The following is a 21201-nucleotide window of genomic DNA, read 5'->3' on the forward strand; positions in this document are numbered from 1 at the left end:
CCTCGGGGTACCGGCCGTTCCACGTGGAACGGAACGAGGTGCGGCGGCCTCAGCCGGGGGCGACGCCGGTCAGCGTGGGGACGCGCACGCTGCCGAGGAGACGCTCCAGGGCCGCTTCGACGTCCTCACGCCACGACAGCGCGGTCCGCAGCTCCAGCCGCAGCCGCGGGTAGCGGTGGTGTGGGCGGACGACGGTGAACCCGACCGACTCCAGCAGGTGCGCGGGCAGGACGCAGGGGTCGCTGCTGTCGTGCGCGGAGTCGCTGTTGCCGTCCCCGCCGACGGCGGCGGGACCGCCGCCGTACGCCTCCACGGCCTTCAGGCCGCGCTGGGTCAGGTCCTTGGCCGCCCCCTGCAGGAGCATCCGCGCCAGGCCCTCCCCGCGGAACGCCGGCTCGATCCACCCGGTGGTCAGCATCGCCGCGTCACCGCTGATGGGCGCGGTCGGGAACTGGCTCTGCTGCGGGACGTAGACGGGCGGCGCGTACATGACGAACCCCACGGGCTGGTCGTCGACGTAGACGAGCCGGCCGCACGGCCCCCACTGCAGCAGGACCGTGGAGATCCACGCTTCCTTCTCGAAGTCCGGGTAGCCCGCCTCGGCGGCGCGCTGCGCAGCCGCGGCGTCGAGCTCCCAGAACACGCACTGGCGCGACTGCTTCGGCAGGTCCGCCACGGTGTCCAGCGTCAACGGCGCCATCCGACGACCCACCAGGGCGGCCTCCCGTCCAGCAGCACAGCGTTCGACGACTCCGCGGAGCCCGACGAGGACGGTGTCCCGCGTCGTGCGTCCCGGCAGTCTAGGTGGCGGGTGATGACGCGCTCCACACCCGGAGCGACCCTCTCACGAAGGTCCGGCGGCCTGCCACGGGAGCGCTCGGCGCGGGCGAGGTGCCGCCGCGCCGAGCGCTCCTGCGGGTCAGTTCCCGGCCTCCAGGAGGCGCAGGATGCGGTCGAGGTCGTCGACCCCGGCGAAGTCGACCGTCAGGCGACCGCGGGTGCGGCCCATGCTGATCTTCACGCGCGTGTCGAGCCGATCGGCGAGCACGGTGGCCCGCTGCTCCAGCTCGGGCTGGGGCTCGACCGGGTTCCGGCGACGGGGAGCGGTGTCGGCGTCCCCCAGCGCGATCACCTCCTCGACCGCGCGGACCGACAGCCCTTCCGCGACGACCCGCTGCGCCAGGCGCTCCATGGCGGCGCCGTCCTCCAGAGACAGCAGCGCGCGGGCGTGGCCGGCGCTGAGGACTCCGGCGGCCACCCGACGCTGCACCAGCGGGGGGAGCTTCATGAGGCGCAGCGTGTTGCTGATCTGCGGCCGGGAGCGGCCGATCCGCGACGCCAGCTCCTCGTGGGTGCAGCCGAAGTCCTCCAGCAGCTGCTGGTAGGCGGCGGCCTCCTCCAGCGGGTTCAGCTGGCTGCGGTGCAGGTTCTCCAGCAGCGCGTCCCGCAGCAGGTCGTCGTCGGTCGTCTCCCGCACGATGGCCGGGATCGTGTCGAGCCCGGCTTCGGTGGTGGCGCGCCAGCGACGCTCGCCCATGACCAGCTCGAAACGCGCCGCACCGTCCTCGGCCGCAGCGATCGGGCGCACCACGATCGGCTGGAGCACCCCGATCTCGCGCACCGAGTGGACGAGCTCAGCCAGGTCGTCCTCGTCGAAGACGGTGCGCGGCTGGCGGGGGTTGGGCGTGATGGACGTGACGGGGATCTCCGCGAACCGCGCGCCCGGGACGTCCAGCAGCCCGTCCGGGGCCGGCTGGGCGACGGCCACCTCCTCGGTCGCGGGAGGCTCGACGGGGCCGTCCTGCTCGGTGTCCGCGATGACGACGGCGAGGTCCCCGATCCGCTCCTCGCGGTCCGGGCTCTCGACGGTCTCCTGCTCGACCGCGTCAGCGTCGTCCGCGAGCGGCGTCGGAGCGGGCCGCTGGTCGAAGAACAGGTCGACAGGTCGCGCCGCCGGGCGCATGGCGGGCGGGATGGTCGCCGTGCCCGCCCCGGCCCGGTTCGCCGGAGTGGTCGCCGGGCCCCCGCTGGGGATCAGGGCACCGAGCCCTCGACCGAGACCACGTCGCTTGTCGCTCACGCTTCACCCTCCTTCGACGCGATCCCGCGTCGTGTCACCCGGCCGTCCGTCCAACGCGCCCAGGGGTCCGCCACGGCGGGCGGCGCACCGACGCCAGCATCCCCCGCCGCCACGAGCTCCTCGTGAACGCCACGCTGAGCCATCTCCCGAGCGGCTTCGAGGTATGCGCGGGCCCCCGAGGACGACGGGTCGTAGGTCATGACCGTCTGCCCGTGGCTCGGGGCCTCCGAGATGCGCACCGACCGCGGTACCAGCGACCGCAGGACCTGCTCGCCGAAGTGGTGACGGACCTCCTCCACGACCTGGGCGGCCAGGCGGGTCCGCCCGTCGTACATGGTGAGGAGGATCGTGGTCACGGCGAGATCCGGGTTCAGGTGCTCCTGGATCAGCTCGATGTTCGACAGCAGCTGGCTCAGCCCCTCCAGCGCGTAGTACTCGCACTGGATGGGGATGAGGACCTCCGGGGCCGCGACGAAGGCGTTGATCGTCAGCAGTCCAAGGCTCGGCGGGCAGTCGATGAGCACGTAGTCCACCCGGCGTTCGCCGGCCTGCTTCAGCGCCTTGAAGTACTTCGCCACCGCTCGCTGGAGGCGCGACTCCCGCGCGACCATCGAGACGAGCTCGATCTCAGCCCCGGCGAGGTCCACCGTCGCCGGGGCGCACCACAGGTCCGGCGCCTCGGCGCACTGCTGGATGACCTCGGCCAGCGGGCGGCCTTCCACCAGCACTTCGTACATCCCGGGCACGCCCGAGTGGTGGTCGACCCCCAGAGCCGTCGACGCGTTGCCCTGCGGGTCCAAGTCCAGCACGACGACCTTGAGGCCGGCCGCAGCGAGCGCGGACGCCAGGTTCACCGCCGTTGTGGTCTTGCCGACCCCGCCCTTCTGGTTGGCGATGGTCATGATGCGCGTCTCGGTGGGCAGCGGGAAGCGCTCCACCACTCGAGGGCTCGATGTTTCACGTGGAACGAAGGGCTCGTCGTCGAGCGCGTCGATCAGCGTGGCGTCCTCCGAGCTGACCGGCTCTTCACTGCGCGAGCTGTCGTGCAGCTCCACCACCGGGGCGAGCGTTTCACGTGAAACGACCTCAGGCTCTGTCGGCGCTTCGTCGATCGGTTCAGTCAGCTGGGCCTCCTGAGGAACGACGGTGAGTACCGGCGCAGTCGACGTTTCACGTGAAACGTCCTCCGCTACGTCGTCTACCTGATCGTCCGTTTCACGTGAAACGTCCGGGAGGGGATGAGCGGCGAACCAACCCAACTGCCCGTGGCCTCCCGAGGCAGGTCGTCCGAACCAGCCGAGCTGACTCACGCTGCGCTTCCTTCCTTGGTCATCGACGCCGGTTTCGCGGCGCCCGACGCTTCTGAGTGGCGGGTGCGGTGGCGGACCGCAGCGGGCCGTGCCCGCGAGCTACGCGCACCACCGTCGTGCCGGACTCCTCGTCCGGTCCGACGCGCAGTACTTCTGGAGTCTCCACGATCCCCATGTGCTCCAGTGTCGCCGCTGCAGCAGCGATCTCGTCGGAGGCACTCCGCCCCTTGATGGCGATCAGGTGCCCACCGGTGACCACCAGGGGCAGCGCCCAGCCGTACAGCGTCGCCAGCGGCGCGACAGCACGGGCGGTCACCACCGAGGCCGAGAACTCACCCCGCACGTCCTCAGCCCGGCCCCGAGCCACGGCCACCTGGTCCCGCAGGCCGAGTTCGACGACGGCCTCGCGCAGGAAGCTGTAACGGCGCTCCAGCGGCTCCACGAGGCGCACCTGGACGTCCGGCCGCGCCAGCGCCAGCGGAATGCCCGGCAGGCCGGCGCCAGAACCGATGTCGATGACCGAGGACCCCTGCTCGATGACCTCGCCCAGGTAGGCGCAGTTCAGCAGGTGCCGGTCCCACAGACGGGGAACCTCTCGCGGACCGATCAGCCCACGCTCGACACCGGCCCCGGCCAGCAGGTCGTGGTACACCGCAGCCCGTTCGGCTCGAGCCCCGAACACGCGGGCGATCTCTTCGTGGGGCACCTCAGGGGCGTCCCCAGGAACGACGAAGGGCGACGGTGTTTCACGTGGAACACCGTCGCCCTCAGGCACATCATCCGACACCCCGTCACCCTATCGGCCGGGGGCGGAGGGTCAGCTCACTCGTCGGCGGCCTGGGGATCGGCCTCATCGCTCGTCGTGGCGGTCGGGAGGACGACCACGCGGCGACGTGGCTCCTCGCCCTCCGACTCGCTGTCCAGGCCCGCCGCCGCCACGGCGTCGTGCACGACCTTGCGCTCGAACGCAGGCATCGGGTCGAGGCGCTCGGCGGTTCCGCTGGCCTTGACGCGCGCGACCACCTCGTGCGCGAGGCGCACCAGGGCGCCGCGCTTGGTCGAGCGGTGACCGGCGACATCCAGCATCAGCCGCGTCCGGTCCCCGGTCTGCGCCTGCACGGCCAGCCGGGTCAGCTCCTGGAGCGCGTCGAGCACCTCACCGTCCGGGCCCACCAGGCGCGACAGCGCGGGCGTACCGGCCTCGTCGGCCACGATCGCGACCGATGCACGGCCGTTCTCGATGTCGATGTCGATGTCACCGTCGAGGTCGGTGATGTCGAGCAGCTCCTCGAGGTAGTCGGCGGCGATGTCGCCCTCCTCCTCGAGTCGCGACTTGGCGCCCCCCTTGCGGCGGGGCTCCTCGGTCGGCGTCGCGTCGGCGCCCTCGGTGTCGACCGAGGGGGTCTCGACAGCGTCCGTCGTGTCGTTCACACGTCCTCCTGGCTGGTGTGGCGGTGGAGCTGGCTACGAGTCAGCGGTTCGGGCCCTGGCTCGACTTCGAGCTGCCGGGTCGACGCTGTCCGCGGTTCCCACCGCGCTTGGGCTGCTGGCGCTGACGGCGGACCGGGGCCGCCGTGGTGTGCTCCGCGGCAGCCGGGGTGGTGCCGGTGTCGGTCGTCAAGACCTGCCCGCGCCGGGCGGCGCGGCGCGCGCGGCGCTCCTGCAGCTCCTTCTCGGCGAGGGAGCCGGGGTTCGGCATGCGGCGGATGACGAAGAACTGCTGACCCATGGACCACACGTTCGTGGTCAGCCAGTACAGGAGGACACCGATCGGGAAGTTGACCCCGGAGACGGCGAAGATGATCGGCAGGATGTAGAGCATCAGCTTCTGCTGCTGCGCGAAGGGGTTGCCCTCCATCGACGCCGACGAGGTGTTCTTCGCCATGAGCTGCTTCTGCGTCACGAACTGCGACGCGGACATCAGAACGATCATGACCGCGGTCAGGATGATCGCGTTCCAGTTGCCCGAGCCCCAGGAGCGCATGAAGACGTCCGACAGCTGGGCGCCGAAGATCGTGGCGGCGTCGGCCTGCTTCACGAGTTCCTCGTTGAGCGGCCCGACCGTCTTCTCCTGGGCGATGCCGTTGAGGGTGTGGAACAGCGCCAGGAAGATGGGGGACTGGAGCAGGATCGGCAGGCAGCTCGCCATCGGGTTCGTCCCCGACGTGCGGTAGAGCGACATCATCTCCTGCTGCATGGCCTGGCGGGACGCCGGGTCGTTCTTGCCCTTGTACTTCTGTTGGATCTTGCGCATCTCGGGCTGGATGACCTGCATCCCGCGCATGGCCTTGATCTGCTTGACGAACAGCGGGATCAGCAGGATGCGGATGACGACCACGAGGCCGACGATCGACAGCGACCACGCGGCGCCGCCGGCGGGGTCCAGGCCGATCCACGTGAACAGGTCGTGGAATCGCACCATGATCCATGCGACCACCCACTGGATGGGATGGAGGAGGTCGTAGAAGAAGTCGATCATGGGGCGGTGTGTCCTCTCACAGGGGTCTGGCTCACGGGGCCTTCACCCGCGAGTGGCCCTTCGGCGGAACGGGGTCCACGCCACCAGGGTTCCACGGGTGGCAGCGGAGGAGTCGCCGGACGGTCAGCCAGGTCCCGACGACGGCGCCCCGCGTCCGCAACGCCTCGACGGCGTACGCGGAGCACGAGGGGTAGAAGCGGCAGGTGGGACCCAGGACGGGCGACACCAGCAGTTGGTAGGCGCGCACGAGCAGCACCAGCACCAGCGCCGGCCACCGCACGGGGTGCCACCACGGCCGCGCGGGCGTCGGCTCCCGACGGGCCCGCGCAGCGGGGTCAGCCATCGCGGACCAGCCCCAGCCGGCGCAGACCGCGGTCGACGTCGACGGCGAGCTCGGCCGAGGTGGCGTCCGCCGCGGCGGGCAGGGCCCGGACCACGAGCAGCCCGCCCGCGGCGGGGAGCAGGGGCAGGCGCTGCGCGGCGACGTGCCGCAGACGCCGCTGGGTGCGGTGCCGGACGACGGAGTTGCCGACGGCCTTGGACACGACGAAGCCCACCCTCGTGGGGTGGGCTCGGTCGGTGGCCGCCCAGTGCAGGACCAGGCGGCGGGTGCCCACGCGCCGACCGTTCCGCAGGGCGACGGTGAAGTCGTCCCGCTGGCGAAGGCGGTGCTCCGCGGTCAGCACGCGGGCGCGGTGACGGAGGTCAGGCGGCGATCTGCGCGCGACCCTTGCTGCGGCGCGCCGAGAGGATGGCGCGGCCGGCGCGGGTGCGCATGCGCAGACGGAAGCCGTGCACCTTGGCGCGACGACGGTTGTTCGGCTGGAAGGTGCGCTTGCTCACGTCGGTACTCCTGTGATCTCGGGCGGGCGGGCCCCGCCGGACTGCCGACGCGGGTCGCAGGGCGACCCGGCAGGCGATGCGGAGCACAATCCCCAGCAGAGTACGGTCCGTGACGCACCCTGGTCAAAGCGCGCGCGAGGCGGCCCGCCGGGCGGGCGGTGCGCCGTTCACAGCGCACCGGCGCGGGACCGTCCAGGGCGGTCGGGGGGAGGTACCGTTCCTGCAGAGGTCCGGCGGGTCGCCCTGCCGGGACCGAGGTCCTCGACGGCGGGGCGGAGCGCCGCGGGGTCGCCGGGGCGTCCCCGGAGCACCGGCACGGCGGACGGCACTTGAACGGTGGGCGTCGACGTTGTTACGGTCCCGCTCGACGTGCCGACGCCCGCATCCGCATCGAGGTGCCTGCGGCGGGCCGTTCGTCGCACCCCCGCCGTCATGCACAGCTGTGGACAGGGGTGTGGATGAGCCCCGTCGAACGGATCCGGCACGACGGGAGAGGGCTCGAGTGGAGACCGACGGAGGGGACTTCCCCAGCGTCTGGGAGCGCGCGGTCGCGCAGCTGGACGACGGCGGGATCACTCCGCACCAGCGTGCGTTCGTCCGCCTGACGCGCCCCCTGGGGCTGCTCGACGGGACGGCCCTGCTGGCGGTGCCCAACGAGCACACCAAGGACGTCATCGAGCAGAAGGTCCGTGAGCCGCTGACCCGCGCGCTGTCCGACGCCTACGGCTCGGCCATCCGGCTGGCGGTGACCGTCGACCCCTCCATCGGGCAGATGCTCACCCCCGAGCGCACCGGTGAGCGGTCCGGCGCCGACGGGGTGCCCAGCGTCGAGCGCGAGCGCGTGGCCGCCGGCACCGTCCCGGACTCCGAGTCCACGATCGCGGACGACCGGCGCTCGGGCTTCCGCGGCGACGTCGAGGAGGGCTCCCCGCTCGACGACTCCGACCCCGACCTGCTCTTCACCGGCTACAAGGTCGACCGCGGGGCGGGCACGGGGCGCCAGGCCCCGCGCAACCGCTCCACGAAGGTCGAGAACTCGCGGCTGAACCCGAAGTACATCTTCGAGTCCTTCGTCATCGGCGCCAGCAACCGCTTCGCGCACGCCGCGGCGGTGGCCGTCGCCGAGGCCCCGGCCAAGGCGTACAACCCGCTGTTCATCTACGGCGAGTCGGGGCTGGGCAAGACCCACCTGCTGCACGCCATCGGCCACTACGCCCAGAACCTCTACCCCGGGGTGCAGGTGCGGTACGTGAACTCCGAGGAGTTCACCAACGACTTCATCAACTCCATCCGCGACGACAAGGCCCAGGCGTTCCAGCGCCGGCACCGCGACGTCGACGTCCTCCTGATCGACGACATCCAGTTCCTGTCGAACAAGGTCCAGACGCAGGAGGAGTTCTTCCACACCTTCAACACGCTGCACAACGCCAGCAAGCAGGTGGTCATCACCTCCGACCTGCCGCCCAAGCAGCTGTCCGGCTTCGAGGAGCGCATGCGGAGCCGCTTCGAGTGGGGCCTGATCACCGACGTCCAGCCCCCGGACCTCGAGACCCGCATCGCCATCCTCCGGAAGAAGGCCATCGGGGAGCGCCTGGAGGTGCCGGACGACGTCAACGAGTACATCGCCTCGAAGATCTCGTCCAACATCCGCGAGCTCGAGGGTGCGCTGATCCGCGTCACGGCGTTCGCGAGCCTGAACCGCCAGCCCGTCGACATGAGCCTGGCCGAGATCGTCCTGCGCGACCTCATCCCGAATGACGAGACGCCGGAGATCACGGCGGCGGCCATCATGGGGCAGACCGCCTCGTACTTCAGCGTCACGCTGGAGGACCTCTGCGGGACCTCCCGGTCCCGGACCCTCGTGACGGCGCGGCAGATCGCGATGTACCTGTGCCGGGAGCTGACCGAGCTGTCGCTGCCGAAGATCGGCCAGCACTTCGGCGGTCGCGACCACACGACGGTCATGCACGCCGAGCGCAAGATCAAGCAGCAGATGGCGGAGCGGCGCAGCACCTACAACCAGGTGACCGAGCTCACGAACCGCATCAAGAAGCAGGCCGGCGCCTGATCCCGCGCCCTCCGGGCCCCGAGCAGGGGGTCCGGGGCCCGCGGGGACGTGCCGTCCCCACCGCGGTCGTCCGCGCGCGCTGACGCCGGCGGGCACCGCCACCCGGTCGACCGGAGCCACCCACGAGGACGTGGGCGGTTCCTGCGGTCGTGCGCCGGGACGACCGCACCACCCCGGGCGCAGCCGCCGCGAGGTGCGGCTGCGGCCGGCGACGGCCCGTCCGGCCGCTCCCCAGCCCCCCACCCCGGGTCCCGGGCGCCCACGCACCGCCCCGGGGGCTCCGGGCGGGCCCCTGAGCCGTCCGCTCACCCGGTCCCGCCGCGTCCCTGTCGTCCCCCCGTCCGGTGGCCCGTCGTCGCGCTTGCCGGGCCCGACGAGCGTCCCGATCGGCTGTCCACAGTTGTCCACACGCTGGGGACAGGCATGTGGACGACGGGGCCGCCGACGGTGGACAACCCCGTGGACCAGCGGTGGACGAGCGGGGGACGGCCTGGGGACGGCGGTGGACACCGGCGCGCCCGACGCTGCGCCTGTGGACGACGCGGTCGGCGGGTCCTCAGGCCGTCCACACGTCCCCACAGGCCTCGAACGGCCTCTGACCTGCGCGAACGCCCGGTCGTCCACAGCGTCCACAAGGGTTACTACGACGACTGATCCCTCCATGGTGAAGCTCGTCAGCCCACGTCCAGTGTGGACCGGTTGTGGGGAAGGACGCCCTGGAGGCGGGCCCGACCCGGGTCGGGAGCGCTGTTCGAACAAGCCGTGCAGGGCGGTCCCCACCGCCACCACGGAGAGTGACCGGTGGAGCGAGGTCCGGAGCCGTGGGCGGGGGAGGGGCTGTGGAGGCGGCTGCACGGCGTGCCCCGCTCTCCACTACTGTCGGAAGCCGCCCCCCGTGACCACGTCCGTGGACCGGGGCCGACCGAACGCAGGACGACTGGAAGGCGGTGCCTGGTGGAGTTGCAGGTCGAGCGCGACGTGCTGGCCGACGCCGTCGCGTGGGCGGCCCGGGCTCTGCCCTCGAGGCCCCCCGTCCCGGTGCTGGCCGGTGTCCTCCTGGAGGCCACCGAGGAGGGCACGCTCAAGCTGTCGACGTTCGACTACGAGGTCTCGGCCCGGGTCGAGCTGACGGCGGACGTGCGCACGGCCGGCAAGGTCCTGGTGTCCGGGCGGCTGCTCGCGGACATCTCCCGCAGCCTGCCGAACCGCCCCGTCACCCTCACCACCGAGGGCTCCAAGGTCGTCGTCACGTGCGGGGCGAGCCGATTCACCCTCCTGACCATGACGGTCGAGGAGTACCCCGCGCTGCCGCAGCTGCCCGACGCCTCGGGCGAGGTCGCCGGCGGCGAGTTCACCGAGGCCGTCGCCCAGGTCACGATCGCGGCCAGCCGCGACGAGACCCTGCCGATCCTCACCGGCGTCCGGATGGAGATCGAGGGCGACCGGCTCACCCTGCTGGCCACCGACCGGTACCGGCTCGCCGTCCGCGAGCTGCGGTGGCGCCCCAGCACCCCGGACCTGTCCGCGGTCGCGCTGGTGCGGGCCCGCACCCTGTCCGACGTCGCCCGCTCGCTCGGCTCCTCCAGCGCCCTGACGCTGGCGCTGGCCGACGGCAAGAGCGACCTCATCGGGTTCCAGGCCGAGGGCCGCTACTCGACCTCGCTGCTCGTGGACGGGGAGTACCCTAAGGTCCGGGCGCTGTTCCCGGCCGAGTCGCCCACGCACGCCGTCGTCTCGACCGCGGCGCTCACCGAGGCCGTCAAGCGCGTCGCCCTCGTCGCCGAGCGCAACACGCCCGTGCGGTTGCGGTTCGAGGACGGCGTGCTCTCCTTGGAAGCGGGCCAGGGCGAGGACGCGCAGGCGACGGAGGCCCTGGAGGCCACCCTCGTCGGCGAGTCGATCGCCATCGCCTTCAACCCGCAGTTCCTGCTGGACGGCCTCGGTGCGCTCGGTGCGCCGTTCGCCCGGCTCTCGTTCACCCAGGCGACCCGTCCGGCCGTCCTCACCGGGCAGCAGGACCTCGACGGGGACGACGACTCCAGCTACCGGTACCTCCTGATGCCGGTCCGCCTCGCCGGCTGAGCCGGCGAGAACACCTGCCCGGCCGGGTGGTCGGGCGCGAGAAGGGAAGCCTCTGACCATGCACATCGGTCTCGTCGGTCTCGGCAAGATGGGCGGGAACATGCGTTCCCGCCTCCGCGACAAGGGCATCGAGGTCACGGGGTACGACCCCAACCCGGACGTCACGGACGTCTCGAGCCTCGCCGCCCTGGTGGACGCCCTGCCGTCGCCGCGGGTCGTCTGGGTGATGGTGCCCTCGGGCAAGATCACCCGGGACACCGTGGCGAACCTGGCGCCGCTGCTGAAGGACGGCGACCTGGTCATCGACGGCGGCAACTCCAAGTGGACCGACGACGAGGTCAACGCCAAGCTCCTCGCCGAGCGCGGCACCGGCTACCTGGACTGCGGTGTCTCCGGCGGCGTGTGGGGCAAGGACAACGGCTACGGCCTGATGGTCGGCGGGTCCAAGGGCCACGTCGAGCTCGCGATGCCGATCTTCGACGCGCTGCGCCCGGAGGGGCCCCGCGAGGAGGGCTTCGTCCACGCCGGCGGCGTCGGGGCGGGCCACTACTCGAAGATGGTCCACAACGGCATCGAGTACGGCCTGATGCACGCCTACGCCGAGGGCTACGAGCTGCTCGAGGCGAAGGGGATCATCCACGACGTCCCCGCCGTCTTCAAGGCCTGGACCCGGGGCACGGTCGTCCGCTCCTGGCTGCTGGACCTCATGGTCCGCGCCCTGGAGGAGGACCCCAAGCTGGACAACATCCGGGGCTACGCGCAGGACTCCGGCGAGGGCCGGTGGACCCTCGAGCAGGCCATCGAGAACGCCGTCCCCATGCCGGTGCTCGCCGCGGCCCTGTTCGCGCGCTTCTCCTCCCGCCAGGAGGACTCGCCCTCGATCAAGGCCGTCGCCGCGCTGCGCAACCAGTTCGGCGGCCACGCCGTCGCGCAGGCCGGGCCCACGTCGGGCACGGGCTCCACGAACGGCTGAGCCCCCGCGTGCACGTCGCGCACCTGTCGCTGGTCGACTACCGCTCCTACCCGAGCCTGGAGCTCGACCTGCGCCCGGGGACGACGACCTTCGTCGGGCTCAACGGGCAGGGCAAGACGAACCTCGTCGAGGCCATCGGGTACGTCGCGACGCTGGGCAGTCACCGGGTCTCCGGTGACGCCCCGCTCGTGCGGCAGGGCGCGGCGCGGGCCGTCGTGCGGGCCGGGCTGGTGCGCGGCGGCCGCCGGGCGCTCGTGGAGCTGGAGATCACCCCGGGGAAGGCGAACCGGGCCCGGCTGAACCAGAACCCGGTGCGCCGGACCCGGGACGTGCTGGGGGTCCTGCGGACCGTCCTGTTCGCCCCGGAGGACCTCGCCCTGGTCAAGGGCGACCCGACGGAGCGTCGGCGCTACCTCGACGAGCTGCTGGTCACGCGCTGGCCGCGGGTGGCCGGGGTCCGCGCCGACTACGACCGGGTGCTGCGCCAGCGCGGGGCGCTGCTGAAGTCGGCCGGTCCGGCGATGCGGTCGGGGCGGGCCGACCCGCACGCCCTGGACGTGTGGGACGAGCAGCTCGCGGCCACGGGCGCCGACCTCCTCTCGGCCCGCCTGGCGCTGCTGTCGGACCTGCGGGAGCCGGCCGGTGACGCCTACCGCTCGGTGAGCCGGGGGCAGGGGGAGCTGGAGCTCGGGTACCGCTCGTCGTTGCCGCTGCTCGCCGAGGGGGTCGCCACGACGCCCGGCGGCGCCGCGCCGAGCCGGGAGGAGCTGCGGGTCGCGCTGCTCGTGGCGATGGCCGACCAGCGCAAGGCGGAGCTGGACCGCGGGGTCTGCCTGGTGGGCCCGCACCGCGACGACCTGGTGCTGACGCTGGGCGGAATGCCCGCCAAGGGGTACGCGAGCCACGGCGAGAGCTGGTCGGTGGCGCTCGGGCTGCGGCTGGCGAGCTACCGGCTGCTGCTCGAGGACGACGTGATGGACGACCCGGGCGGGCCGGTCCTGATCCTCGACGACGTGTTCGCGGAGCTGGACGCGGGCCGGCGCGAGCGGCTGGCGGAGGTGGTGGCCGACGCCGAGCAGGTCCTGGTGACGGCGGCCGTCCCCGAGGACGTGCCCGCGGTCCTGCGCGGTGAGCGGGCCGACCGGGTCTTCGTCAGCACCGGGGCGGCGGTCCGGGAGGACGGCGGTGACTGAGCCGCCCGGCGCCGAGGGGCCCGACGGGGCGGTCGAGCCCCCGGGGGACGAGGACGGCGCCGCGGACGGGACCGGCGCGGACCTGGCGCGCACCGCCCTGGGCCGGGCGCGCGCGGCCGCGGCCGCCAAGGGGCTGCGCCCCGGTCGGGCGCCGCTGGGCGGGGCACGGCCCGGGGACGAGCGGCGGCGCGAGGACGCCCGTCGGCGCGGGGCCTCGGCGCGGTCGGGGGCCTGGCCGGACGCCCGCGACCCGCAGACCCTGGACGCCACCCTGGGCCGGCTGGTCGGGGAGCGCGGCTGGGAGCAGCCCGTCGCCGTGGGCGGCGCGTTCGGCCGCTGGGACGTGGTGGTCGGCCCGGAGCTGGCCGGGCACTGCACGCCCGAGTCGCTGAAGGACGGCACCCTCGTCGTCCGCGCGGAGTCGACGGCGTGGGCGACGCAGGTCCGGCTGCTGACGAGCCACCTGGTGCGCCGGCTGGACGAGGAGCTCGGGCACGGGGTCGTCACCAAGGTCGTGGTCCGCGGTCCCCGGCCGCCGTCGTGGCGCAAGGGCGGGCGGTCGGCCCCCGGGGGCCGGGGCCCGCGCGACACCTACGGGTGACCGGCTCGCACGCCTGACCCCCCGGGTGCGTGGTCCCCCACGTCGAGGGGGGTCGGACGGCTCAGGGGGCGCGCTGGGCGCGCGCAGCGCGAGCCGGGGCCCGGGACGGGGTAGACTGGGAGCGAATCTGGCGGTCGACACGGGCCTCGTCACGAGGAACACCAGCGTCCGGGCCCTCCCGCCCCGACGCCACCCGCGCGGCCGCCTCGACGCGGAGGGAGCACACCCGCTCGTGCCTGACGAAGAGACGCACGGTCCCGAGGACGGCGCCACCCCGGCGAACCCCGAGGACGCCCCCTCGTTGGCCGACGCGGTGACCCCCGACGGCGCGCCGAACCCCGAGTACGGCGCCGACGCGATCACGGTCCTCGAGGGCCTCGAGGCGGTCCGCAAGCGTCCCGGCATGTACATCGGCTCCACCGGTGAGCGCGGGCTGCACCACCTCGTGTCCGAGATCGTCGACAACTCCGTCGACGAGGCGCTCGCGGGGTACTGCGACACCATCGACGTGACGCTGCTCGCCGACGGCGGTGTCCGCTGCGTCGACAACGGCCGCGGCATCCCCGTCGACGTCATGCCCGGTGAGGGGCGCCCGGCGGTCGAGGTCGTCCTGACGGTGCTGCACGCGGGCGGGAAGTTCGGTGGCGGCGGGTACGCGGTCTCCGGCGGCCTGCACGGGGTCGGCAGCTCCGTCGTGAACGCGCTGTCGACCCGCCTGGACGTGGAGGTCCGGCGCCAGGGTCACGCGTGGCGGCAGTCCTACGCCGACGGGGTGCCGCTGGCCCCGCTGGAGAAGGGCGAGGAGACCGACGAGACCGGCACGACGATCACGTTCTGGGCCAACGGCGAGATCTTCGAGACGACCGACTACTCGTACGAGACGCTGCGCACGAGCTTCCAGCAGCGGGCCTTCCTCAACAAGGGCCTGACGCTGTCGCTGACCGACGAGCGGGTGCACCCCGAGGACGAGACCGCCGAGGCCTCGACGGACGACAAGCCGCAGCGGGCGGTGAGCTACCGCTACGACGAGGGGCTCATCGACTACGTCAAGCACATCAACGCGCAGAAGAAGAACGAGGCGCTGCACGAGACGGTCATCTCCCTGGAGGCCGAGGACAAGGAGAAGGGCATCGCGGTGGAGATCGCGATGCAGTGGACGACCGCGTACTCCGAGGCCGTCTTCACCTACGCCAACAACATCAACACCTCCGAGGGCGGGACCCACGAGACGGGGTTCCGCACGGCGCTGACCGGTCTGGTCGTGGACTACGCGCGGTCGCTGAAGCTGCTCAAGGAGAACGAGACCCTGGAGGGGTCGGACATCCGCGAGGGCCTGACCGCGATCATCTCGGTGAAGCTGTCCGAGCCGCAGTTCGAGGGCCAGACGAAGACGAAGCTGGGCAACACCTCCGCGCGCACCTTCGTCAACGCCCAGGTCCGCGAGCACCTCGGGCACTGGTTCGCGGCGAACCCGAAGGAGGCGGCGACGATCGCGCGCAAGGCGCACTCGGCGTCGGTGGCGCGGCAGGCCGCGCGCAAGGCGCGGGAGGCGAGCCGCAAGTCGCTGCTGGAGCGCAACTCGCTGCCGGGCAAGCTGAAGGACTGCCAGTCCAACAACCCGGCCGAGTGCGAGGTCTTCATCGTCGAGGGGGACTCCGCCGGCGGTTCGGCGACCCGCGGGCGCGACCCGCGGACCCAGGCGATCCTGCCGATCCGCGGGAAGATCCTGAACGTCGAGAAGGCCCGGCTGGACCGCGCCCTGGGCAACCAGGAGGTCCAGGCCCTCATCACGGCCTTCGGCACCGGCATCGGCGAGGACTTCAACCTCGACAAGCTCCGATACCACAAGATCATCATCATGGCCGACGCCGACGTGGACGGTCAGCACATCCGGACGCTGCTGCTGACGCTGCTGTTCCGCTACATGAGCCCGCTCGTCGAGAACGGCCACGTCTACCTGGCGCAGCCGCCGCTGTACCGGATCAAGTGGCTGGGCGGCACGGAGCACCACGAGTTCGCCTACTCCGACCGGGAGCGCGACGCGCTCATCGAGGCCGGGCTGGCCGCGGGCAAGAAGCTGCCCAAGGAGGGCCGGACCCAGCGGTACAAGGGTCTGGGCGAGATGAACTGGGACGAGCTGTCCGAGACGACGATGGACCGGACCCACCGCACGCTGCTGCAGGTCACGCTCGAGGACGCGGCCGCGGCCGACGCGGTGTTCTCGGTCCTGATGGGCGAGGACGTGGAGTCCCGCCGCAGCTTCATCCAGCGCAACGCCCGTGACGTGAGGTTCCTCGACGTCTGAGCCGGTTCCACGTGAAACAGCACCGGACGTCGCGACCTGAGAGGCAACACCCGTGAGCGAGAGCACCACCGAACCCCCCACCGGCGACCGCGTCGAGCAGGTCGACCTGCAGGCAGAGATGCAGCGGTCGTACCTCGACTACGCGATGAGCGTCATCGTCTCGCGGGCGCTGCCCGACGTGCGGGACGGGCTCAAGCCCGTCCACCGCCGGGTGCTGTACGCGATGTACGACGGCGGGTACCGCCCCGACCGCGGGTACTCCAAGTGCGCCCGCGTCGTCGGGGACGTCATGGGTCACTACCACCCGCACGGCGACTCCTCGATCTACGACGCCCTGGTCCGCCTCGCGCAGGACTGGTCGCTGCGTTACCCGCTCGTCGACGGGCAGGGGAACTTCGGCTCGCCCGGCAACGACCCGGCCGCGGCCCCCCGGTACACCGAGTGCCGGATGGCCCCGCTGGCCATGGAGATGGTCCGGGACATCGACGAGGAGACCGTCGACTTCTCCCCGAACTACGACGGGCACACCACCGAGCCCGACGTCCTGCCGAGCCGGTTCCCGAACCTGCTCGTCAACGGGTCGGCCGGCATCGCCGTCGGCATGGCGACGAACATCCCGCCGCACAACCTGCGCGAGGTCGCCGAGGGCGCGAAGTGGTTGCTGGACAACCCCGACGCCTCCGACGACGAGCAGCTCGCGGCGGTCATGCAGCGCGTCAAGGGCCCGGACTTCCCGACCGGGGCGCTCATCCTCGGCCAGCGCGGGATCGTCGACGCCTACCGCACCGGCCGCGGCTCCATCACGATGCGCGCCGTCGTGACGGTCGAGGAGATCCAGGGCCGGACCTGCCTCGTCGTCAGCGAGCTGCCGTACCAGGTGAACCCGGACAACCTCGCGGAGAACATCGCGGCCCTCGTGCGCGACGGCCGGCTCACCGGCATCGCCGACGTCCAGGACCACACCTCGGGCAAGACCGGTCAGCGGCTGGTCATCATCCTGCGCCGCGACGCCGTCGCGAAGGTCGTGCTGAACAACCTCTACAAGCACACCCAGCTGCAGACGAACTTCGGCGCGAACATGCTCGCGCTGGTCGACGGGGTGCCGCGCACGCTGCCGATCCACGCGTTCCTCAAGCACTGGATCAGCCACCAGCTGGACGTCATCGTCCGCCGCACCCGCTTCCGGCTGCGCAAGGCCGAGGAGCGCGCGCACATCCTGCGCGCGCTGCTCAAGGCCCTCGACGCGATGGACGAGGTCATCGCGCTCATCCGGGCCAGCGCCACGGTCGAGGCCGCCCGCGACGGCCTCATGGGTCTGCTCGACATCGACGAGGTCCAGGCCCGCGCGATCCTCGAGATGCAGCTGCGCCGCCTGGCGGCCCTGGAGCGCCAGCGCATCACCGACGAGTACGACGAGCTGATGCGGCTCATCACCGACTACAACGACATCCTCGCCCGCCCCGAGCGGCAGCGGGAGATCGTCGGCGAGGAGCTGGCCGAGCTCGTCGAGCGATACGGCGACGAGCGCAAGACGCAGGTCCTGCCCTTCGAGGGCGACATGACCGTCGAGGACCTCATCCCCGTCGAGGACGTCGTCGTCACCGTCACCCGCGGCGGGTACGCCAAGCGCACCCGCACCGACCTCTACCGCGCCCAGCGCCGCGGGGGTCGCGGGGTGCGGGGGGCCTCGCTGCGCGAGGACGACGTCGTGGAGCACTTCTTCACCACGACGACCCACCACTGGCTGCTGTTCTTCACCAACCTCGGCCGGGTGTACCGGGCCAAGGGGTACGAGCTGCCCGAGGGGGGCCGGGACGGCCGCGGCCAGCACGTCGCCAACCTGCTGGCCTTCCAGCCGGGGGAGCGGATCGTCGCCGTCCTCGACATCGAGGACTACGAGCAGGCCCCGTACCTGGTGCTGGCGACCCGGCGCGGCATCGTGAAGAAGACGCGGCTGTCGGAGTACGACTCCAACCGCTCCGGCGGGCTCATCGCGATCAACCTCCGCAGCCACGTGGCCGAGGACGGCGGCGAGGAGGTCGACGACGAGCTGTTCGGGGCGACCCTGGTCAGCGAGGACGAGGACCTGTTCCTCGTCTCCCGCAAGGGCATGAGCGTCCGGTTCGAGGCGACCGACGAGAACCTGCGCCCCATGGGCCGGGCCACCTCGGGCGTGACCGGCATGAAGTTCCGCGGGGACGACGAGCTGCTCGCGATGGCCGTGGCCCGCGACGACCTGTCCGTCTTCGTCGTCACCGAGCTCGGGTACGCCAAGCGCACCCGGATCGGGGAGTACCGCAAGCAGGGCCGCGGGGGTCTGGGCATCAAGGTCGCGAAGCTGAGCGACGAGCGCGGCGACCTCGTCGGCGCCCTGACGGTGGCCGACGACGACGAGGTCCTGGTGGTCATGCAGGCCGGCCGGGTCGTGCGCTCGCGGGTCGACGAGGTGCCGGCCAAGGGCCGCGACACCATGGGCGTCACATTCGCGAAGCCGGAGAGGGGCGACCGGATCCTGGCCGTCGCCCGCAACGCCGAGCGGGTCATCGACGAGGAGGTGGAGGCCGAGGAGGTCTCCGAGGCCACGACCGACGGGGTCGAGGACCAGGTCGCCGACGTCGCCGGGGGCGGCGCCGACCTGGCCGCCGCGGAGGGTGCGGACGAGGCGCCCATCGGTGGAGTCCCTGTGCAGAACCCGGGTGGTGACCCTGTGGCGGACGGCGCCGATGGCGTACCGTCGTCCGGGGCTCCGACGGGCGAGCCCGATCCCGGAGGTGACGAGTGACACCCGCCGAACGCGCGACGACGTCGTCGGCCGAGGCCGCGGCCCGAGCAGCGACCCCGTCGACCGGCCAGGCCGGCCGGCCCGCGGGTGACGCGGTGCGTGCCGCGACCACCGCCGGGCAGGCGGCCCGCCCCCGCAACGGGGTGGACTCCGTGCCCCGCCGGGTGCGGCTGACCCTGGCCCGGGTCGACCCGTGGTCCGTCACGAAGCTGTCGTTCCTGCTCTCGGTGGCCGTCGGCATCGCCCTCGTGGTGGCGACGGCGGTCATCTGGAGCGTCCTGGACGGCATGGGCGTCTTCACCGACCTCAACGGCCTGCTCAAGGACGTCGTGGGCAACGAGGTGGACTTCGACCTGCTCGACTACGTCGGGTTCGGCAAGGTCCTGTCCCTGGCGACCGTGATCGCGGTGGTGGACGTGGTGCTGCTGACGGCCCTGTCGACGGTGGTGGCGTTCCTCTACAACGTCTCCTCCGCGCTGGTCGGCGGGCTGCACGTCACGCTGTCGGACGACTGAGCCGGTACGGAGCACCCCCTCCGGTCGGGTAAGGTTGTCTCGCTGCGTGCAGCGAAGCGGGCCTATAGCTCAGTTGGTTAGAGCGCATCCCTGATAAGGATGAGGTCGGAGGTTCAAGTCCTCCTAGGCCCACCGCGAGCCCCCGGAGACGACCTCTCCGGGGGCTCGGTGCATTTCCGGGGCCCGGCGGGCCGGGCGATCCCACCGAAAGCGGTGACCATCGAGTCACCCACGGTAAGATCCACTGGTGGAGGGACGGCTGCTCGCGACCGCTGCGCACGTCCGGGCCCTCGTCGAGAGCCACCACGCCGGCGACGACGCGACGTTCCGCGCAGCCCTCGCCGAGCTCGTCGAGGCCGCCGGCCGCCTGGGCGACCGGTCCCGCGAGGTCGAGGAGCTGCGCAAGCTGCTGGGCGTCCGGCGCGCCGCCACCCGGCCGCAGGCCCCCGCCCCGCCCCCGCCCCCCACGTCCGTGGTGCAGCCGCGCGGTGAGCTGGGCCGGGTCCTGAGCGTCTCCCTGCCGCGCGCGACCCTGGCCGACCTCGCGCTCGGCAGCGACGTCATGACCCGCCTGCACCGCGTCCTCACCGAGCAGCGGCACGCCGACACCCTGCGCGCCCGCGGGTTCGACCCGCTGCGCAAGCTGCTGCTCACCGGGCAGCCCGGCACCGGGAAGTCCACCACCGTGGAGGTCCTGGCCGCCGAGCTCGCGCTGCCGGTCTTCAGCGTCCGCCTCGACGTCTTCGCCGACCTCACCGCCGAGGACGCCGTCGCCAAGCTCTCCCTCGTCTTCGACCTCCTCGCCCAGAGCCGCGGCGTCTGCGTCTTCGAGGACGTCGACACCCTCATCGACCCCGACGGCGGCGAGCGCAGCCGCCCCCGGCTGCGCGACGTCCTGCGCGCCTTCACCGGCCACCTGGAGGCCGACACCTCCAACAGCCTCCTCGTCGTCACCACCAACCGGGCCCAGCTCGTCGAGCGGCCCGTGCTGCGCCGCTTCGACACCGTCATCGACTACCCCCTGCCCAGTGCCGGCGTCGTCCACGAGGTCGTCCTGCGGCGGCTGCGCGGGTTCGACCTGTCCGCCGTCGAGTGGCCGCGGGTCGTCTCCACCGCCAGCGGGCTCAGCCACGAGCAGGTGTCCGCCGCGGCGACCCTCGCCGCCAAGCAGTGCGTCCTCGACGGCACCGACCAGGTCGAGACCGCCGCCCTGCTGGCCGCGCTGCGCGAACGGCGGCAGATGCTCAAGATGGCCCCGTGAGGACCCGCTTCGAGGTGCTCGTCGTCTGCACGGCCAACGTCAGCCGCTCACCGATGGCGGCGGCCCTGCTGCGGCACCACCTGCTGGAGCGGTTCGGCGACCGGGCCGCCACGATCCGCGTCACCTCCGCCGGCACGGACGCGCAACCCGGGCGGCCCACCGACCCCGAGGTCGCCACCGTCCTGACCACCCTGCAGCGGCCCGCCCCCGCCCCCGGGGCCGCGCGCGCCCTCGACGCGCAGCTGCTGGCCACCGCCGACCTGGTGCTCACGATGACCCGCGACCAGCGCGGGCAGGTCATCACGCTCGTCCCGCCGGCTCAGCGCCGCGTCTTCACGGTGGTCGAGCTGGCCCGCATCTGCCGCCACCTCGGCCGGGAGGGGCGGCTGCCCGCCGGGGGGACGCCCGCGGCGGGCCTGAAGGCGCTCGTCGCGGCCGCCCCCGCCTGGCGGGGGCCGACCGCGCCGCGCGACCCCGCCTCCGACGACGTCGACGACGTCCACGGCGCCCGGCTGGACGTCCAGGTGAAGGCCGCGCGGCGGCTCGACGAGGCGCTCGCCGCCGTCGTCGCGGTGCTCTAGCTGTACTGAGCACGGACGTTGGTGACACGCCGAGGACCGTCAGGTCCGTGACGTGAGGAAGACCTCCGAGTGAGGTGTGGAGCTGTCGAGGAACCGCACCACCACTCGGAGGTCTTCGTGCCCCACCG

19 protein-coding genes and 1 tRNA gene are annotated in these 21201 nt (G+C 72.5%); 11 read left to right on the forward strand and 9 right to left on the reverse strand.

Features of this window, described 5'->3' with window-relative positions; translation table 11 throughout:
- Positions 1-49 precede the first annotated feature (49 nt).
- The 9 genes from ACRYM6_RS20760 to rpmH all read right to left on the reverse strand — a co-directional run bounded on the left by ACRYM6_RS20760 (position 50) and on the right by rpmH (position 6712).
- On the reverse strand, positions 50-712 hold the full coding sequence (locus tag ACRYM6_RS20760; protein WP_432544789.1) for a GNAT family N-acetyltransferase: 663 nt from the start codon (positions 710-712) through the stop codon (positions 50-52).
- A 207-nt stretch (positions 713-919) separates the two neighbouring features.
- Positions 920-2080, reverse strand: coding sequence for a ParB/RepB/Spo0J family partition protein (locus ACRYM6_RS20765; protein ID WP_432544790.1), 1161 nt, complete (start codon positions 2078-2080; stop codon positions 920-922).
- Positions 2077-3390, reverse strand: coding sequence for a ParA family protein (locus ACRYM6_RS20770; RefSeq protein WP_432544791.1), 1314 nt, complete (start codon positions 3388-3390; stop codon positions 2077-2079). Before ACRYM6_RS20770 ends, ACRYM6_RS20765 begins: the two co-directional genes overlap by 4 nt.
- A 19-nt stretch (positions 3391-3409) precedes the next feature.
- Positions 3410-4096 carry a 16S rRNA (guanine(527)-N(7))-methyltransferase RsmG gene (rsmG, locus tag ACRYM6_RS20775; RefSeq protein WP_432544792.1) on the reverse strand — a complete coding sequence of 229 codons (687 nt, stop codon included), beginning with the start codon at positions 4094-4096 and terminating at the stop codon, positions 3410-3412.
- Between the two features lie 116 nt (positions 4097-4212).
- Positions 4213-4821, reverse strand: coding sequence for a Jag family protein (locus ACRYM6_RS20780; protein ID WP_432544793.1), 609 nt, complete (start codon positions 4819-4821; stop codon positions 4213-4215).
- Between the two features lie 40 nt (positions 4822-4861).
- Positions 4862-5869 carry a membrane protein insertase YidC gene (yidC, locus tag ACRYM6_RS20785; protein WP_432544794.1) on the reverse strand — a complete coding sequence of 336 codons (1008 nt, stop codon included), beginning with the start codon at positions 5867-5869 and terminating at the stop codon, positions 4862-4864.
- A 31-nt stretch (positions 5870-5900) separates the two neighbouring features.
- Positions 5901-6212, reverse strand: a complete 312-nt coding sequence (gene yidD, locus ACRYM6_RS20790; protein WP_432544795.1) for a membrane protein insertion efficiency factor YidD — start codon at positions 6210-6212, stop codon at positions 5901-5903.
- Positions 6205-6555, reverse strand: a complete 351-nt coding sequence (gene rnpA / locus ACRYM6_RS20795; protein WP_432544796.1) for a ribonuclease P protein component — start codon at positions 6553-6555, stop codon at positions 6205-6207. The genes yidD and rnpA overlap by 8 nt, the downstream gene beginning before the upstream one ends.
- A 19-nt stretch (positions 6556-6574) precedes the next feature.
- Complete coding sequence (gene rpmH / locus ACRYM6_RS20800; protein ID WP_367639670.1) at positions 6575-6712, reverse strand: 50S ribosomal protein L34; 138 nt, start codon at positions 6710-6712, stop codon at positions 6575-6577.
- Positions 6713-7214: 502 nt separating this feature from the next.
- On the opposite strand from rpmH, the gene dnaA reads away from it, so the two are divergent.
- The 11 genes from dnaA to ACRYM6_RS20855 all read left to right on the forward strand — a co-directional run bounded on the left by dnaA (position 7215) and on the right by ACRYM6_RS20855 (position 21073).
- Positions 7215-8780, forward strand: coding sequence for a chromosomal replication initiator protein DnaA (dnaA, locus tag ACRYM6_RS20805; RefSeq protein WP_432544797.1), 1566 nt, complete (start codon positions 7215-7217; stop codon positions 8778-8780).
- Positions 8781-9734: 954 nt separating this feature from the next.
- Positions 9735-10862 carry a DNA polymerase III subunit beta gene (gene dnaN / locus ACRYM6_RS20810; RefSeq protein WP_432544798.1) on the forward strand — a complete coding sequence of 376 codons (1128 nt, stop codon included), beginning with the start codon at positions 9735-9737 and terminating at the stop codon, positions 10860-10862.
- A gap of 58 nt (positions 10863-10920) precedes the next feature.
- On the forward strand, positions 10921-11835 hold the full coding sequence (gene gnd, locus ACRYM6_RS20815) for a phosphogluconate dehydrogenase (NAD(+)-dependent, decarboxylating) (RefSeq protein WP_432544799.1): 915 nt from the start codon (positions 10921-10923) through the stop codon (positions 11833-11835).
- A gap of 8 nt (positions 11836-11843) precedes the next feature.
- Positions 11844-13028 carry a DNA replication/repair protein RecF gene (gene recF / locus ACRYM6_RS20820; protein WP_432544800.1) on the forward strand — a complete coding sequence of 395 codons (1185 nt, stop codon included), beginning with the start codon at positions 11844-11846 and terminating at the stop codon, positions 13026-13028.
- Positions 13021-13629 (forward strand): DciA family protein, encoded by a 609-nt coding sequence (locus tag ACRYM6_RS20825; protein ID WP_432544801.1) that lies wholly within the window; start codon positions 13021-13023, stop codon positions 13627-13629. Before recF ends, ACRYM6_RS20825 begins: the two co-directional genes overlap by 8 nt.
- Before the next feature lie 232 nt (positions 13630-13861).
- Positions 13862-15934, forward strand: coding sequence for a DNA topoisomerase (ATP-hydrolyzing) subunit B (gyrB, locus tag ACRYM6_RS20830; RefSeq protein WP_432544802.1), 2073 nt, complete (start codon positions 13862-13864; stop codon positions 15932-15934).
- A 52-nt stretch (positions 15935-15986) separates the two neighbouring features.
- Positions 15987-18716: a DNA gyrase subunit A gene (gyrA, locus tag ACRYM6_RS20835; RefSeq protein WP_432544803.1), complete on the forward strand. Its 2730-nt coding sequence runs from the start codon at positions 15987-15989 to the stop codon at positions 18714-18716.
- Positions 18713-19231, forward strand: a complete 519-nt coding sequence (locus ACRYM6_RS20840; protein WP_432544804.1) for a DUF3566 domain-containing protein — start codon at positions 18713-18715, stop codon at positions 19229-19231. Before gyrA ends, ACRYM6_RS20840 begins: the two co-directional genes overlap by 4 nt.
- 58 nt (positions 19232-19289) lie before the next feature.
- Positions 19290-19363, forward strand: a tRNA-Ile gene (locus ACRYM6_RS20845).
- A 115-nt stretch (positions 19364-19478) separates the two neighbouring features.
- Positions 19479-20492 (forward strand): AAA family ATPase, encoded by a 1014-nt coding sequence (locus ACRYM6_RS20850; RefSeq protein ID WP_432544805.1) that lies wholly within the window; start codon positions 19479-19481, stop codon positions 20490-20492.
- Positions 20489-21073: an arsenate reductase/protein-tyrosine-phosphatase family protein gene (locus tag ACRYM6_RS20855; protein ID WP_432544806.1), complete on the forward strand. Its 585-nt coding sequence runs from the start codon at positions 20489-20491 to the stop codon at positions 21071-21073. The genes ACRYM6_RS20850 and ACRYM6_RS20855 overlap by 4 nt, the downstream gene beginning before the upstream one ends.
- Positions 21074-21201: the final 128 nt, after the last annotated feature.

It is taken from the genome of Kineococcus rugosus (assembly GCF_050871975.1).
Classification (GTDB): Bacteria; Actinomycetota; Actinomycetes; order Actinomycetales; family Kineococcaceae; genus Kineococcus.